At 66.7% G+C, this 14967-nt stretch carries 15 protein-coding genes; 9 read left to right on the forward strand and 6 right to left on the reverse strand.

The features are described 5' to 3' along the window. Positions 1–55: 55 nt before the first annotated feature. Positions 56–775: a TVP38/TMEM64 family protein gene (locus ACW18A_RS10205; RefSeq protein ID WP_492021611.1), complete on the reverse strand. Its 720-nt coding sequence runs from the start codon at positions 773–775 to the stop codon at positions 56–58. Positions 776–879: 104 nt separating this feature from the next. On the opposite strand from ACW18A_RS10205, the gene ACW18A_RS10210 reads away from it, so the two are divergent. The 3 genes from ACW18A_RS10210 to ACW18A_RS10220 all read left to right on the forward strand — a co-directional run bounded on the left by ACW18A_RS10210 (position 880) and on the right by ACW18A_RS10220 (position 3067). Then, positions 880–2085, forward strand: coding sequence for a pyridoxal phosphate-dependent aminotransferase (locus ACW18A_RS10210; RefSeq protein WP_492021612.1), 1206 nt, complete (start codon positions 880–882; stop codon positions 2083–2085). Positions 2086–2195: 110 nt separating this feature from the next. Next, complete coding sequence (locus tag ACW18A_RS10215) at positions 2196–2657, forward strand: helix-turn-helix domain-containing protein (RefSeq protein ID WP_492021613.1); 462 nt, start codon at positions 2196–2198, stop codon at positions 2655–2657. Then, positions 2654–3067 (forward strand): type II toxin-antitoxin system VapC family toxin, encoded by a 414-nt coding sequence (locus ACW18A_RS10220; RefSeq protein WP_492021614.1) that lies wholly within the window; start codon positions 2654–2656, stop codon positions 3065–3067. The genes ACW18A_RS10215 and ACW18A_RS10220 overlap by 4 nt, the downstream gene beginning before the upstream one ends. Here ACW18A_RS10220 and ACW18A_RS10225 read toward each other — a convergent pair whose 3' ends face one another. Further along, the gene (locus ACW18A_RS10225) at positions 3068–4051 is read right to left on the reverse strand and encodes a polyprenyl synthetase family protein (protein WP_492024381.1); all 984 of its coding nucleotides are present in this window, start codon (positions 4049–4051) and stop codon (positions 3068–3070) included. Positions 4052–4320: 269 nt separating this feature from the next. Between ACW18A_RS10225 and ACW18A_RS10230 the strand changes: the two genes are divergently transcribed. The 4 genes from ACW18A_RS10230 to ACW18A_RS10245 all read left to right on the forward strand — a co-directional run bounded on the left by ACW18A_RS10230 (position 4321) and on the right by ACW18A_RS10245 (position 7017). Beyond that, positions 4321–4980: a tRNA1(Val) (adenine(37)-N6)-methyltransferase gene (locus tag ACW18A_RS10230; protein WP_492021615.1), complete on the forward strand. Its 660-nt coding sequence runs from the start codon at positions 4321–4323 to the stop codon at positions 4978–4980. A gap of 28 nt (positions 4981–5008) precedes the next feature. Further along, complete coding sequence (locus ACW18A_RS10235; protein WP_492021616.1) at positions 5009–5620, forward strand: TIGR02466 family protein; 612 nt, start codon at positions 5009–5011, stop codon at positions 5618–5620. Between the two features lie 238 nt (positions 5621–5858). After that, positions 5859–6392, forward strand: coding sequence for a sigma-70 family RNA polymerase sigma factor (locus ACW18A_RS10240; protein ID WP_492021617.1), 534 nt, complete (start codon positions 5859–5861; stop codon positions 6390–6392). Beyond that, positions 6382–7017, forward strand: a complete 636-nt coding sequence (locus ACW18A_RS10245) for an NrsF family protein (RefSeq protein ID WP_492021618.1) — start codon at positions 6382–6384, stop codon at positions 7015–7017. The genes ACW18A_RS10240 and ACW18A_RS10245 overlap by 11 nt, the downstream gene beginning before the upstream one ends. Before the next feature lie 13 nt (positions 7018–7030). Here ACW18A_RS10245 and ACW18A_RS10250 read toward each other — a convergent pair whose 3' ends face one another. Continuing rightward, positions 7031–8437: a serine hydrolase domain-containing protein gene (locus ACW18A_RS10250; RefSeq protein ID WP_492021619.1), complete on the reverse strand. Its 1407-nt coding sequence runs from the start codon at positions 8435–8437 to the stop codon at positions 7031–7033. Positions 8438–8640: 203 nt separating this feature from the next. Then, a complete protein-coding gene (locus tag ACW18A_RS10255; protein WP_492021620.1) occupies positions 8641–9363 on the reverse strand; it encodes a helix-turn-helix domain-containing protein in 723 nt (240 codons plus the stop codon). A gap of 198 nt (positions 9364–9561) precedes the next feature. On the opposite strand from ACW18A_RS10255, the gene ACW18A_RS10260 reads away from it, so the two are divergent. Continuing rightward, positions 9562–10479: an alpha/beta hydrolase gene (locus ACW18A_RS10260; protein ID WP_492021621.1), complete on the forward strand. Its 918-nt coding sequence runs from the start codon at positions 9562–9564 to the stop codon at positions 10477–10479. A gap of 120 nt (positions 10480–10599) precedes the next feature. Beyond that, positions 10600–12267 (forward strand): energy-dependent translational throttle protein EttA, encoded by a 1668-nt coding sequence (gene ettA / locus ACW18A_RS10265; protein WP_492021622.1) that lies wholly within the window; start codon positions 10600–10602, stop codon positions 12265–12267. Between the two features lie 28 nt (positions 12268–12295). Here ettA and ACW18A_RS10270 read toward each other — a convergent pair whose 3' ends face one another. After that, positions 12296–12736, reverse strand: a complete 441-nt coding sequence (locus ACW18A_RS10270; RefSeq protein ID WP_492021623.1) for a protease inhibitor I42 family protein — start codon at positions 12734–12736, stop codon at positions 12296–12298. 187 nt (positions 12737–12923) lie between these two features. Next, positions 12924–14852 carry a glucans biosynthesis glucosyltransferase MdoH gene (gene mdoH, locus ACW18A_RS10275; RefSeq protein ID WP_492021624.1) on the reverse strand — a complete coding sequence of 643 codons (1929 nt, stop codon included), beginning with the start codon at positions 14850–14852 and terminating at the stop codon, positions 12924–12926. Positions 14853–14967: the final 115 nt, after the last annotated feature.

Raw genomic sequence — 14967 nt, forward strand, 5'->3', positions numbered from 1 at the left:
ATCACGACCAGGTGACGGCCCCGCCTGGGTTTCCGCGATGTCCGAACTCTGAGGATCAGTCCGACGCGCCGCCCGCTCGTTCGCGACGCTTCACGAGCTCGCGCACACCCAGCATCAGACCCATCCAGACCACCGCCACGCCCGCCAGGATCAGCGAGGTCCAGACGCCGTCGCCGCTCACCGCCGCAACCACCGCCCCGCCGAAGAAGGCGACGAGCGCCGTCTTGGGCAGGACACCGAGCGCGCAACCCGCCAGAAACGCGGGAAAGGAGGCCCGGGTCGCGCCAAAGGCCATGTTGACGACGATGAAGGGCGCCGAGGGGACGTTGCGGATCATGAAGCTGGCATAGAAGGCGTTCTTGCCGACAAACCTTTTCAGTCGGTCCATCGTGGCTCCGCCGAACCGGTCCAGCATCCGCGCCGTCGGTCCCCGGCCCAGCCAGTAGGTCACGCCCGCCGAGGCCACCGTCGCCGCCCAGCTGTAGAAGAAGCCCAGCGAAGGCCCGAAGGCGACGACGCAGGCGGCGATCAGGATGAACTGCGGCGCGCCGATGAAGGCCGCGATCACGAACAGGGCTACGGTCGCGGCGAAGGCCCAGGGACTGCCGCGATAGCCCTGAAGCCAGCCTTCAAGGTTCTCTTCGGCCGCCAGCCCGAACTGGCTCTTGCCGAGCGCCAGCAGGCCCACGGTCGCGCCGAGCAACAGGGCGGCCGCCAGCGCCGTGCGCCAGCGCCGGCCCTCCATGTTGAGGATGAAGTCGAGGATGCCCTTCATGGGAGGGCCGCTTAGCATCCTGTGAGGCGCACGCGCGAGCCTCACGGTTTGATCCGCCTTTCGCATCTGCGTAAGAGACAACGCCGCTCTCCTCGGGAATCGCCATGTCCAGCCTGCAATCCACCGCCCTCGCCCGCGTCAAGCCGTCCGCCACCCTCGCGGTCACCGCCAAGGCGCGCGAGCTCAAGCGCGCCGGCCGCGACATTATCGGCCTGGGCGCCGGGGAACCCGACTTCGACACCCCGGACAACATCAAAGCCGCCGCCATCGCCGCCATCCAGCGCGGCGAGACCAAATACACGGATGTCGACGGCACACCCGAGCTGAAGGCGGCCGTCGTGGCCAAGTTCGCCCGCGAGAACGGCCTGACCTATACGGCGGCGCAGGTTCACGTCGCGTCAGGCGGCAAGCCGGTGATCTACAACGCTTTTGTCGCCACCCTGAACCCGGGCGACGAGGTCATCGTGCCAGCCCCCTACTGGGTGTCCTACCCGGACATGGTGCTGCTGGCCGGCGGCGAGCCCGTGTTCGTCACGGGCGAGGAGTCGGATGGCTTCAAGCTTCGCCCCGAGGTGCTGGAGGCCGCGATCACGCCCCGGACCAAATGGCTGATCCTCAACTCGCCGTCCAACCCGACCGGCGCCGCCTACACCCGGTCCGAGCTGGAAGCCCTGGCCGACGTCGTGCGTCGTCATCCCCACGTCTGGGTCCTGACCGATGACATGTACGAGCATCTGACCTACGGCGACTTCGAGTATACGACGATCGCCCAGGTCGCACCGGACCTCTACGACCGCACCCTGACGGTCAACGGCGTGTCCAAGGCCTATGCCATGACCGGCTGGCGGATCGGCTATGCGGGCGGGCCCAAGGCCCTGATCGACCTGATGCGCAAGGTGGCGAGCCAGACCACGTCGAACCCGTCCTCCATCAGCCAGGCGGCGGCCGTGGAGGCCCTGAACGGACCCCAGGACTTTATCGCCGAGCGCGGCAAGGCGTTCGAACGCCGCCGGGACCTGGTCGTGTCGATGCTCAACCAGGCGACCGGCATCCGCTGCCCCAACCCCGAAGGCGCCTTCTATGTCTATCCGTCGATCGAGGGCCTGATCGGCAAGACAACCGAGGGCGGCGTGATCATCGACACCGACGAGACCTTCGCCTCGGCCCTGCTGGAAGCCGAGGGCGTGGCCGTGGTGCATGGCGAGGCCTTCGGCCTGAGCCCCTATTTCCGCATCAGCTACGCCACGTCCGAAAGCGTGCTGGAAGAGGCCTGCAGCCGCATCCAGAGGTTCGCCGCCTCGCTGCGCTGAGGCCTTCAACGTCGTTCCGCCGGGGACGCACGCTGTGCAGCGTCAACTCCCCATCTTGAAAACAGGCGGCCGCGCCCGCATTATCAACATGCAAGTGAAAATAGGGGCTCGTGATCGTGGACGCGTCAACCAACACAGCAGCAAGCCCGGTTCGGTCTTTTCGGTCGAAGCCGTTCGCTCAAAGGCTTGAACGTGCCTGTGATGGCGGCAACGTCCCACCTCTGCATCATGGGCGCCAAAGCTGGCTTCGGCGCGAACTCGAAAGCAAGAAGGGCGATGTGGTCAGCGCCGAAACCGTTCGGAAATGGTTCGCCGGCGAGGCCAAGCCCAGGAGTGATCGTGTTCGCCATCTCGCCTCGATCCTGAATGTGGATTGGGTCTGGTTGGAAATGGGCGAGGGGTCGATGGAAAAACACAGCTCAGCGCAAGACAACGGCTCGACGGATGGCGCTCCGTCCCGTGGCCGCTTGATGCTCGACCGGTTGCGCCGCGAACTTGGCGGCACCGTCACGATCTCGCCTGGTGTGGATTTGACTGCGCCGATGGATGAAGTCTGGGATGCCGATCGGTGAGCGGCAGACCGATCCTGCTCGATACCTGCGCCGCGCTTTGGCTCGCATGCGGTCAGCTGGCGGATGAGGCGGAAGCCTTGGTCGTCGACGCCTGGTCGGACGACATCAAAGTTCTGGTTTCGCCGATCACTGCCTGGGAAGTCGGGATTCTCGTCGCCAAAGACCGCCTGACCCTGACGGTGCCCGTATCGGCATGGTTCGACAAACTTCTGGAACTCGGCGTCGCCTTGGCGGAGTTGTCGCCTGCCGTTCTGATAGCCTCCACCGAGCTCCGGGCGTCCGAACTTACAGACCCTTCCGACCGGATCATCGCGGCCACAGCGCGGGCCTTCAACTACCGACTCATGACCCGCGATCGCCCCTTGCTGGCCTACGCATCGCGAGGCCAGGTCACCGCCATCCCCTGCTGATCAAGCGGCGCGGCTGACCGCGAAGTCCGCCAGGCCTGTCAGCGCATCGCGCCAAGGGCCGGCGGGCAGGACGGCCAGTGCCGCCTTGGCCGCGTCGGCATATTCGTCGGCGGCGTCCAGCGTCGAGGCCAGGGCCCCCGTGCCGATGATCAGTTCGCGCGCCCGGCGGAAGTCGTCTTCCGTCCGCTCGCCCTTGTTGATGGTGCGTTCCCAGAAGGCATCCTCGCGGCCGCGCGTGCGTGCCACGGCGAGCAGCAACGGCAGGGTCGCCTTGCCCTCACGGAAGTCGTCGCCGGCGTTCTTGCCCAGGGCCTCGGACGAGCCGCCGTAGTCGAGGGCGTCGTCGGCCAGCTGGAAGGCCAGGCCCAGATTGAGGCCGAAGGCCCGCACGGCGGATGTGGTCTTCTCATCCGCGCCGATGCCGACCGCGCCGGCCTCGGCGGCGGCGGCGAACAGTTCGGCGGTCTTGGCCGAGATGATCCGCAGATAGGTTTCCTGATCCAGGTTCAGGTCGTGGGCGCGAGTGAGTTGCAGCACCTCGCCCTGGGCGATCACGCTGGAGGCCTGGGCGAGGATGCCCAGCGCGCGGAGCTGGCCGGTCTCGACCATCAGTTCGAAGGCGCGGGCGAACAGGAAGTCGCCGACCAGGACGCTGGTGGCGGATCCCCAGATCAGATGGGCCGCGACCTTGCCGCGGCGACGCTCCGACCCGTCCACGACATCGTCGTGCAAGAGGGTGGCGGTGTGGATGAACTCGACCGAAGCGGCCAGCTTCACCGGGTTGGCCAGATCGAGGTCCGGCAAGGCGGACGTGGCGGCGCGCGCGGCGGCGATGGTCAGCAACGGACGCAGCCGCTTTCCACCCGCCGCGATGATGTGTTCGGCCAGCAGTGGAATGACCGGCACGGGGGACTGCATGCGGTTGATAATCAGCGCATCGACCGCAGCCATATCGACCCGGGCCAGTGCGGCCAGGGCCTCCACGTCGCCCTGGGCCCGGGGGGGCTTGGCGCGGGGAGCGGTCAGAGTGACGGCATCCAACGGAAAACTCTCTCAAAAACCACGATGCGCGGGGAGATCGCATCGCACGGGCGTCGCGGCGGCTTGCGGCGTCGCGCTCCGGCGGACAATGGTGACCGCGCCATGAAGGGTCAAGCCGTGTGACCGTCGCAACCTCGCCACCGCCCGAAGCCAACGCCCTGTTAGGTGGAAGGGTCAGTCTCATTCAGCCTGCGGAGGGCTATCGCGCAGGCATGGATGCCGCCGTGCTGGCCGCGTCCGTGCCGGCCAAACCGGGCGAACGAGTGCTCGAGGCGGGGTGCGGCGTCGGAGGCGTCCTGACCCAGATCGCGGCACGCCGGTCCGGCGTTTCCCTGACGGGCGTGGAGCGCGATGCGACCGCCGCCGGACTTGCCGTCGAGAACGCCGCCCTGAACGGTCTGACAGACCGAATAGAGGTGATCCACGGAGACATCGCGGGCGGATTCGCCGCCCTGGATCGGCCCCGCTTTGACTGGGCCATCTCCAATCCCCCCTTCTTCGACGATGAGGCCGCGTTGCGGGTGCCGGCCCCGGCCAAGCGCGGTGCCTGGATCGCCGAAGACGGACTCGCCGCCTGGGTGAAGTTCCTGAGTGACGGGGTTCGCGACGGCGGGCGGATCGTCGTCATCCATCGCGCCGACCGACTGGCGGACCTGCTCCTGCTGCTGGGCGAGCGGTGCGGATCGTTCGCCATCCGGCCGGTTCAGCCCTATGCCGATCAGGCGGCCAAACGGGTTCTGGTTCATGCGATCCGGTCCGGGAAGGCTCCGCTGCGGTTGTTGCCGGCGCTGGTGCTGCACGACCGGTCGGGGGCCAAGCATGCACCCGAAGCCGAGGCGATCTTCCACGGCGAGGCGGCGCTGGAGTGGTGACGCATCGAAAGCCGGGCTAAGTGGCCCCATGTCCCTGCGCCCTCTCTTCGTCACCCAGGTCTATGAGGCCTCGCTCGCCGCCGTGCCCGGCTTCGACGGGTTCAACGCCGAACTCGCCGACGCCTGCCGCATGCTGGCGGTGGAGGACGGCGCCGGTCGCGCCTGGTGCAAGTCACACGGCTATCGCGGCTACACCTCCTACGGCTCGCTGAACGACCTGCCCCACCGCCTCCCGGAGTTCGCTGAACTCAAGAAGCATCTGGACCGCCACGCCCTGGCCTATGCCCGCGCCCTGAACTTCGACCTGGCGAAGAAGCCCCGCCTCGACACGATGTGGGTCAATATCCTCAAGCCCGGCGGGGCCCACTCCGGCCATATCCACCCGCACGCCTTCCTGTCGGGCACCGTCTATGTCGACGTTCCCGACGGGGCCTCCGCGCTGAAGCTGGAGGACCCCCGCCTGCCCATGATGATGGCCCGGCCCTCGGTCGATCCGGAAGCGCCGGAGGCCGAACAGCCGTTCGTCTACCTCGCGCCAGGAGCCGGCACGGTGCTGATGTGGGAAAGCTGGTTGCGCCACGAGGTGCCGATGAACGCCGCCAAAGCCGACCGTATCTCGATCAGCTTCAACTACGCCTGAGGTCGATCAGGGCCGTTTCCGCAGCGCGTCCAGACTGAACCGGCAGGCCCCGACCGGCGGTCGGTCTGTCGTTCATCGGCGCTGGATCAGCGGTCGGCGATGGCGGTGAGGGCGGCGTTCCACAAAGCCGGGGTGAGTATTTTCACCATGGCCGGTCGAGGATGTGTAACCGTCCCGCCCGGGTCGACGTAACACGGGCAGACGCGTGACAGATCGTGAAGCCCATTTCCGAGCCTTGATGCTCCGTGGCCTGGAGGGCGACGTGCCGGCCTGGCGCGTGCTGCTGTCCGAACTGGGCGCGCATCTCCGTCCCTTTTTCACCCGGCGCCTGTTCGACGGCGGCGCCGACGCCGAGGATCTCGTGCAGGAAACCCTGATCGCCATTCACGCCAAACGCGCCACCTGGGACCCGAGCCAGGCGTTCACCGGCTGGGCCTATGCGATCGCGCGGCACAAGCTCATCGATCATCTGCGTCGTCAGGGCCGCCGCCCGACCCACCCCATTGAGGAGGCCTCCGACCTGTTCGCCGAACACACGGTCGAGGACGGTGCGACACGGGCGGACCTTAGCCGTTGCCTGTCACTGCTGCCCTTGCGCCAACGGAGGTTGATCGAGGACGTGCGGCTGCGGGGCCTGTCCGTCGCGGAGGCGGGGCAGCGTCACGGCTATACCGAGACCGCCGCCAAGGTCAGTATTCATCGCAGCCTCAAGGCGCTGTCGGCGAAATTCAGTCCCAACGTCGATCGGGAGGGCGTGCGCGATGAAGACTGACGACCTGATCGACGCCCTGTCCGCTGATCTGGCCCCCGCAGGTCACCTTGATCGGCGCCTGATGCTGTGGATGATCCCGGCCGCCCTCGTCGTCCTGATCACCGTCGGCCTGTGGCTGGGCTATCGCGAGGACCTCATGGCGGCGATGCGGGGTCCGGTCTTCTGGGCCAAGGCCGCCTATACGATCGCCCTGTCGATCGCCGGCTTCTGGCTGCTGGACCGGCTGGGACGCCCCGGAGCCAGTCCGCGCGCACCTCTGATCCTGCTGGCGACGATACTGGTCCTGGTCATCGGCCTGGCCCTCTACGAACTCGCCGTCATGCCCATGCCCGAACGGATGCCGGCGGTCATGGGCGACAGCGCCAAGGTCTGTGCGCCCAATATCGCCCTGCTCAGCCTTCTGGCGGCGCCCTTCGTCTTCGGAGCCGCCCGGGCGTTCGCCCCGACCCGGCCGATGCTGGCCGGCGCCGCCGCGGGCCTGATGACCGGAGGCCTTGCAACGACCCTGTACGGCCTTCACTGTCCCGAACACGCAGCAGCATTCGTGGCGGTCTGGTACACCATCGGAATGGCCGTCGCCGTGGCCGGAGGCGCACTGATCGGAAGACTCGCCTTCCGTTGGTAGCGCAGACGGGCCACTACCTCTGCTGGTCTGGCACGGGACGCTGAAACACTTCGCCGGAATAGGTCAGGGAAGCGGGCTTGCCCGTGGCATCCAGCGTGAAGACCACGGCCTCGCCGGTGAACGGCACCAACTCGACCCGAACGCTCTCCGGCTGCGTGAAGTTTTCTGCCACCGCGCGCAGTGCGCCGATCGAGATCTCAAGCCCGGCTGCCGATGTCCTGACGTGCAACTCACCGAGCGCAGGGCTGACATAGTCACCGACATAGGCTTCGTCGGCGAGAGTCAGCATCCTCGGGCGTTGCGCCCGGGCCTCTCTGGCTGCGGCCAGACCCTGGCGCCGCGAATCCCGTGCCGAGACAAGCTCGGCCACCCTGGCATCATAGGCCCCTTCCAGATCCGGCACGCCCGCGAACCAGTCATAGACATAGTCGGCGACGACGTCGGCGAGTTCGCCGCCGAAGACGTCCTCGTTGATCATCACGGCCACCCCGATCCGTCGCTCCGGCATGACGGACACGTGCGCGCGATTGCCTGAGAAATTGCCGAAATGGTGCAGCAGAAGATCGTCGCCATATCGCCCCACCTGCCAGCCCAGCCCGTAACCGTTCCGGACATAGGGGCCGAAGGTGCTGTCCTGGGCCACCCGGGACGTATGGGTTGAGGCGACCAGTCCCGCAGGCAGAACCCTGCGCCCCTCGACCACGCCGTCTTCGATCTGCACCTCGAGCCAGCGCGCCATGTCATTGGCGGTCGAGACCAGCCCGCCCGCCGAATGCATTGTGGAATTTCTCTTTTGCAGAGAGGCGCGTTGGGGATGTCCGGGTGTCAGTCCCAGATAGCCGACGGCAACGACCTGACCCGAGGCGCGCACCTGATCGATGTCGGCTGTTGTGCTTGTCATCCCCAGGGGGGCCAGCACCTCGTCTCGCACCATGCTGTGCCAATCCCGCTGGAATCGATGCTCGATAAGAACCGTCGCCAGGTTGTACCCCGCATTGCCGTACCGGAACGTGCCATAGGGAACGTCACCTTCTCTGGTCTCACGGGTCAGACCCCGCAGCAGCGCTGGTGACCAGTCGCCGGTGAAGGCGAGCCGGTAGGCAATGGGGCCATTGTCAAGGCCGGAGCGATGGCTGAGCAGGTCGGTCAGGGTGACTCGCTCCGCAATCCCGGAAGGAACCGCCGAGTCCGGTGCCAGGACGTTCAGCGGCGCATCCAGATCGACCTCTCCACGCGCGGCCATCGCCGCGAGGGCGAGCGCGGTAAAGGACTTTGTCGACGATGCGATGTAAAACGGTGTGTCAGCCGTTGCCGGCGCATTCGCTTCGATATCCGCCAGTCCATAGCCGGCGGTGTGAACCACGCCTTCGCCATCGACGACCGCAATGACCAACCCGGGAACCGCATCGACCTCGGCCATCGCCCGGCGGACAAACGCATCGAGGTCGGCGCGAAACCGGGTCCGGTCCGGTGTGCGATCCTCAGCCCGAGCCGGGGACGAGAGGACGGCGCAGATCGCCAGGGCCAGTGCGGTGGAAACGGCAATGCGGAACGACATTTGGAACTCCATTTGAACCGGGCCAGAGTCGACGAACCGGCGCCCTGCGTCTTGAACAAATGCAATCAGGCGGTGGCAAACATCCGGCGCAGGCGTGCGGGGGGATAGCCCGTGATCTGGCTGACGGTTCGCGTCATGTGGGCCTGGTCGGCAAACCCGGCATCAAGGGCGACGCCGGTCAGATCGGCGCTGGATCGGATGATGGCCTGGACTGCCCGGGCAGTGCGACATGACTGCCGCACGACTGTTGGCGAGCGACCGAATGCGCTGCGAAACAACCGCGCGAAAGTGACCGGATGCAGGCCGGCGATGCTGGCCAGCCTGTGGCTCCGGGTCCGGCCCGCGGCGCTCAGGGAGTCATGGGCCTGTTCCAGCCATGGTGCACGCACCACGGGATCCTCGGCCTCCGATGCATCGCAAACAGCCAGGACGAGCCGGTCCAGTTGGCCCGCTGCGGCCGTCGCCAGCAGGCTGTTTCGAACATCAGCAAGTGAATCGCCGGCGACGTAGGTCTTCAGGAACGGCGCTTCATCCAGATTAACCGACAGGATCAAAGCTCCGAAATCACCGAAGACGTTCTCGTGCTCGAATCCGGCCGGCTTGGCAGTCAACGCCCCGTCGTGCGCCCTCACCCGCCCTGTCGTGCCGTCTTCCAGGTAGTCACCGGAAAGAAGCAGGGAGACTTGCGCGCCGTCATGCCGATGGGCGCGACACACTTCACCGGGTTCATAGTGGGTCAGGCGGATATGGCCGCCGACGCAGTCCGCAATTCGTGTCGTCATGACCATGCCGGCGTCGCTCCCTCCCTGCATGAGGCCACGAGTGTCTCGAACGGATGCACCCACCGGCCATCAGACCGCCGCCGGACCTTTGTTCGTTTGCCCTCAGGCGGCATCGGGGCCTGACCGGAAGCGAGGGGGCCGTGCGCCCCCTCGCCGCCACATTCAAGCCTAGGCTCCCCCGGTAAAGCTTCGGGGGAGTCGGGTATGAAGGCGTTCGGACTGGTGGTGGCTCTGCTGGGGGCGACCGTCGCCTCGGCCTGCTCCGAGCGAGCGGATGCCCAGTCGTCGTCCGCGCCCGCCGCCCGGACCGAGGGCACTCCCTATGTCCTGGCGGGCACCCAGGTGTGGACCGTGCCGGACCCCGTGTCGGGTCGCGAATACGAGGTCTTCGTCAGCCTCCCCGCCAGTTACGAGGCCAGTCCGCAGCGCCGCTATCCGGTGGTCTATGTCACGGACGCCGACTACGCCTTCCCCATCATTCGCCAGATCGCCCGACGCATGAACCTCGACGGCCCGGTGATCGAAGAGTTCATCCTGGTCGGCCTGTCCTATGCGCGGGGCGACACCGGAACGGTGAGCCGCAACCGCGACTACACCCCGACGCCAAACGGCCCCCGGCGCGCCAGCACCACGCTACATGGCGAAGGCCCCGCCTATCAGGTCTACCTCAAGACCCGGGCTATCCCGTTCATAGAGGACCGCTTCCGCGCAGATCCCGCGCGCCGCGTTCTGCTGGGCCACTCCTACGGCGGGCTGCTGGGAGCCCAGATCCTGTTCACCGACCCGGCGCTGTTCCAGGGGTATATTCTGGGCAGCCCGTCCTTCTGGTTCGACAGGCGGCACATCATGACGATGGAAGCGGCCTATGCCCGCAACCATGACGACCTGCCGGCGGACGTCTTCATGTACATCGGAGCCTATGAGGTCCCGGGCCCCAGCCCACGGAACACCGACGGCGTAGATATGGTCGGCGATGTGCAGACGATGGAGCAGGTGCTGAAGTCGCACGGCTATCCAGGCCTGCGCGTCCGATCGACCGTCCTGGAGGACGAGGATCATCTGACGGTCGCACCGGTCGGCTTCACCCGCGCGCTGTCGGCTGTCTTGCCCGCGAAGAACTGATCCGGCAGTCGCCATCAAACCGCCCTGCCCGACCGCTAGTCATTTGCCCTTCGGCGCGGCGGTCGCTACATCCCGCGCCTACCTCCCCATTCGATTGAACGACAGGGCGCACCGCACCTCATGGCGCAGCAGTATATTTTCCAGATGCAAGGTCTGACCAAGGCCTTTCCCGGCGGCAAGAAGATCTTCGAGAACATCTGGCTGAGCTTCTACAACGACGCCAAGATCGGCGTGGTCGGCGTCAACGGCTCGGGCAAATCCACCCTGCTGAAGATCATGGCCGGCATCGACCCGGAGTTCACCGGCGAGGCCAAGGCTGCCGACGGAATCAAGCGCGGCTACCTGGAACAGGAGCCCCACCTCGACGACAGCCTGAACGTCCGCGAGAACGTCGAGGCCTGGTGCGAAGAGAAGCAGTGGGTCAATCGCTTCAACGCCATCGCCATGGAGATGGCCGAGGAATACACCGACGAACTGATGGCCGAGATGACGGCCCTGCAGGAAAAGATCGACGCCGGCGACGTCTGGGACATCGACAGCCGCATCGAGATGGCGATGGACGCCCTGCGCTGCCCGCCGGACGACTCGGCCACCACCAACCTGTCCGGCGGTGAGAAGCGTCGCGTCGCCCTGGCCCGCCTGCTGCTGTCCAAGCCGGACATGCTGCTGCTCGACGAACCGACCAACCACCTCGACGCCGAGAGCGTCGCCTGGCTGCAGCACCACCTGGAAGCCTTCCCGGGCTGCGTCATCCTGGTGACCCACGACCGCTACTTCCTGGATCTGGTGACCAAGTGGACGCTGGAGCTCGATCGCGGCAAGGGCATCCCCTACGAGGGCAACTACTCCAGCTGGCTGGAGCAGAAGCAGAAGCGCGTCGTGCAGGAGAACTCAGAGTCCGAGGCTCGCCAGCGCGCCCTGACCCGCGAACTGGAATGGGTGCGCTCGGGCGCCAAGGCCCGTCAGGCCAAGTCCAAGGCCCGTCTGGCCGCCTATGACCGGATGGTGACCGAGCAGGAGAACCTGCGCGGGGCCCAGACCCATGCCCACATCCAGATCCCGCCCGGGCCGCGCCTCGGCAATGTCGTGCTGGAGGTCGAGGGCCTGCAGAAGTCGTATGGCGACAAGCTGCTGTTCGACAACCTGACCTTCAAACTGCCGCCCAACGGCATCGTCGGCGTCATCGGTCCGAACGGGGCCGGCAAGTCGACCATGTTCCGCATGATCACCGGCCAGGAGACGCCGGACGGCGGCACCATCAAGGTCGGCGAGACGGTCAAACTGGCCTATGTCGACCAGTCGCGCGACTCGCTCGATCCCAACAAGACGATCTGGGAAGAGATCTCGGGCGGCACCGACGTGATGATGGTCGGCAAGCGCGAGATCAACACCCGCGCCTATGTCGGCAGCTTCAACTTCAAGGGCGGCGACCAGCAGAAGAAGGTCGGACAGCTGTCGGGCGGTGAGCGCAACCGCGTCCACCTGGCCAAGACCCTGGCCACTGGCGGCAACCTGATCCTGCTCGACGAACCGACCAACGACCTGGACATCGAGACCCTGCAGAACCTCGAGGAGGCGCTGGAGGAGTTTGCGGGCTGCGCCGTGGTCATCTCCCACGACCGCTGGTTCCTGGACCGTCTGGCGACCCACATCCTGGCCTTCGAGGGCGACAGCCACGTCGAATGGTTCGAGGGGAACTTCGAAGCCTACGAAGAGGACAAGAAGCGCCGCCTGGGCACGGACGCCCTGATCCCGCACCGGATCAAGTTCCAGAAGTTCGGGCGCTAGTCGCGAGACCGGCCCTTCGGGGCCGGTTTCAGCGCACCGTGATCGTATAGGTCGCGGTCTCGGCGGGAGGCGTGTCTCGCTCCCACTGTCGAGCGTAGGTGAAGGTCAAGGTCGTCGTACCCGAACGCCCGGCCTGGAACGTCCACACGGTATTACCGCCTACGCCGACCATGCCCGACGGGTGAGGATCGATGATCTCGTTCCCGAACGGCGAGCCAGGCGTGAGTATGTCGGCATAGGTTCCCGCCAGCTTCCAGCTGTAGCCGGTCGTCGCGTTGCTGGGCAGGGCGATCCGCAGGGTCTGGCCGACCCCAAGCGTCGTTCGCCCGTCGCGGATGCCCGCAACCTCGCCCGTCGTGGAGACTGGAGCGGACAACGGATCGGCAGCTGGCTGAGGCGCACCCGCGTTGCAGGCGGAAAGGCCGAAGACGACGGCAGCGGCAAGAAGAACGGCGATTTGGGTTTCCATGTCGCGATCCTCGACCACCCGCCCGGGAAGTCAATTCTCGAAACCTTACCGCGAAGTCGTTCCGCCCGGCCCGGTCCTTTCACATCGCCTTGCCGGGCAAGCCAGGCGTGCTTGCGAAGCGGATCGAAAAAAAGGGGACCAGGCCAGCGGCTTGATCCCCTTTTTCTCTAGTTTGCGATCGCCTTGATCAGCGACGCGCCCAGACCGGAGCCTGGCCTTCGACTACGGGGCGGCCGGCCGGAAACAGCACGACAGGCGAAACCGCGACCGTGTCCTCATCCGGCGTGACCAGCCAGCCCTTGCGGGCGAAACCCTCGCCGATGCTGCGGCGCGAGGTGAAGACGGCGATTGGGGCGGCGAACAGCAGGGGCAGGACGATCGGGGCGAACCAGGTGGCCAGATCGGGGCGGACCAGCAGACCCAGAGAGAAGACCACGCCGGTCACCATCTGCCAGCGCATGGCGGCGAAGGCGTCCTTCCAGGCCAGGCCGTCGGCGCTGCGCTGCTGCGTGGCCCAGCCGGCGTCGTGGCCGCTGACGATCTGGATGACGGCCCGGGTGTTGGCGACCATCAGGATGGGGGCCAGGGCGGCGGAAAGGGCGATCTCGAGGGCCATGCCCTTCATGATCTGGCGCGCTCCGCCGAAAGCCCGGCGCTCGCCCGGACGGGTCAGGACCAAAACGAAGCCCATCAGCTTGGGTCCCATCAGCATCACGCCGCCCAGCAGGGAGGCCAGCATGAAGGGCGAGAGCTTGGGGTTCAGGATGTAGAAGAAGGAGGTCCAGTCGACCGGGCTCTGGAGTTGCATGACCATGCCGACGATCAGAGACGCCAGCCACAGCGGCGACGACAGATAGGCCATGCAGCCCATCGCCAGCTGCAGGCGGCTGATCGGGTTCAGGCCCTTGGCGCCGATCAGGGCGAGGTGTTGCAGGTTGCCCTGGCACCAACGGTGATCGCGGCGGATGAAATCGGTCAGGGTCGGCGGCGTCTCTTCGCAGCTGCCGTCCAGGGCGGCGGTCACGTGGACCGCCCAGCCGGCGCGGCGCATCAGGGCGGCCTCGACGACATCGTGGCTCATGATATGGCCGCCGAAGGGCTTGCGGCCCTCGAGTTCCGGCAGGCCCGCGCAGTCGGCGAAGGCGCGGGTGCGCAGGATGGCGTTGTGGCCCCAGTAGCTGGCTTCCGAACCGGCCCACCAGGCCAGGCCGGCGGCGGCGACACGGCCGTACAGGCGCACGCCGAACTGCGACAGGCGCGCGAACAGGGTCTGGGACTTGATGATGGTCGGGGCGGTCTGGATCAGGCCCACGCCGGGATTGCGCTCCATGGCGTCGACCAGACGCAGCACGGTCTCGCCGGCCATGGTCGAGTCGGCGTCCAGCACGATCATGAAGTCGTAGGCGCCGCCGAAGGTACGGGTCCAGTCGGCGATGTTGCCGGCCTTGCGCTCGATGTTTTCGGTGCGGCGGCGGTAGTAGAGCCTGCTGCCCGCGTGGGCCCGGAGCGCCACGCAGGCCGATATTTCGGCGGCGGCGGCCTCGTCCTTCGTCGAATCGCTGAGCACGAACAGGTCGAAGGCGTCCGACGCGCCCAGACGCGCCAGCGAGGCGTCGAGCGCGGCCAGGCGGGCCAGGGCCTCGCGAGCGTCCTCGTTGTAGAGCGGCATCAGGAGGGCGGTGCGGCGGGTCGGCAGCGGCGGATAGGGCGCGAAGTCCATGTCGTCCTGCTCGCGACCGGTCAGCAACACGACCAGGCCGGCGAAGGTCGAGCAGAACCAGCAGGCGATGGCCGAGATCAGGACGGTGAACAGGGTCAGGGCGACGATCTCGAGCGGCTGGAAGCCTTCGCGGGCGCACAAGATCACCGGCGCGATCATGGCCAGGAGGGCGACCGCCAGGGTCGAGCCGAACACGATGAAACGGCGGGTCAGCAGGCCGTCGGGGCGCGAAGCCAGCCGATCCGTGACCTGGCGCGAGGCGTCGTTGAAAGTCTGGCGCGGCATGGCCAACGGGGATTGTTCCGGCAGCCACGAGCTGGCGCCAGCATAGGCCGGGACGATCTGGACTTGACCGTCGAGGTCGTAGACCCGCGCGGTCGAGGCGTGGCCGCTCATGCAATATTCCCCTTGGCGCGCGCGGTCAGAATTCGGGCACCGTTGTTGCGCCGCACCATCCGGGCACTCTCGTTCACTCTTCCGCGATTTTCAATCACGGAATGGTGATAACGGC

It is taken from the genome of Brevundimonas sp. AVps5 (genome assembly GCF_058681515.1).

What these genes read in the sequence shown, in the direction of transcription:
- ACW18A_RS10205 (WP_492021611.1), bottom strand. Translation starts at nt 775, where the DNA reads ATGAAGGGCATCCTCGACTTCATCCTCAACATGGAGGGCCGGCGCTGG.
- ACW18A_RS10210 (WP_492021612.1), top strand. Translation starts at nt 880, where the DNA reads ATGTCCAGCCTGCAATCCACCGCCCTCGCCCGCGTCAAGCCGTCCGCC.
- ACW18A_RS10230 (WP_492021615.1), top strand. Translation starts at nt 4,321, where the DNA reads ATGGATGCCGCCGTGCTGGCCGCGTCCGTGCCGGCCAAACCGGGCGAA.
- ACW18A_RS10235 (WP_492021616.1), top strand. Translation starts at nt 5,009, where the DNA reads ATGTCCCTGCGCCCTCTCTTCGTCACCCAGGTCTATGAGGCCTCGCTC.
- ACW18A_RS10240 (WP_492021617.1), top strand. Translation starts at nt 5,859, where the DNA reads ATGCTCCGTGGCCTGGAGGGCGACGTGCCGGCCTGGCGCGTGCTGCTG.
- ACW18A_RS10245 (WP_492021618.1), top strand. Translation starts at nt 6,382, where the DNA reads ATGAAGACTGACGACCTGATCGACGCCCTGTCCGCTGATCTGGCCCCC.
- ACW18A_RS10250 (WP_492021619.1), bottom strand. Translation starts at nt 8,437, where the DNA reads ATGGCCGAGGTCGATGCGGTTCCCGGGTTGGTCATTGCGGTCGTCGAT.
- ACW18A_RS10255 (WP_492021620.1), bottom strand. Translation starts at nt 9,363, where the DNA reads ATGGTCATGACGACACGAATTGCGGACTGCGTCGGCGGCCATATCCGC.
- ACW18A_RS10260 (WP_492021621.1), top strand. Translation starts at nt 9,562, where the DNA reads ATGAAGGCGTTCGGACTGGTGGTGGCTCTGCTGGGGGCGACCGTCGCC.
- ettA (WP_492021622.1), top strand. Translation starts at nt 10,600, where the DNA reads ATGGCGCAGCAGTATATTTTCCAGATGCAAGGTCTGACCAAGGCCTTT.
- ACW18A_RS10270 (WP_492021623.1), bottom strand. Translation starts at nt 12,736, where the DNA reads ATGGAAACCCAAATCGCCGTTCTTCTTGCCGCTGCCGTCGTCTTCGGC.
- mdoH (WP_492021624.1), bottom strand. Translation starts at nt 14,852, where the DNA reads ATGAGCGGCCACGCCTCGACCGCGCGGGTCTACGACCTCGACGGTCAA.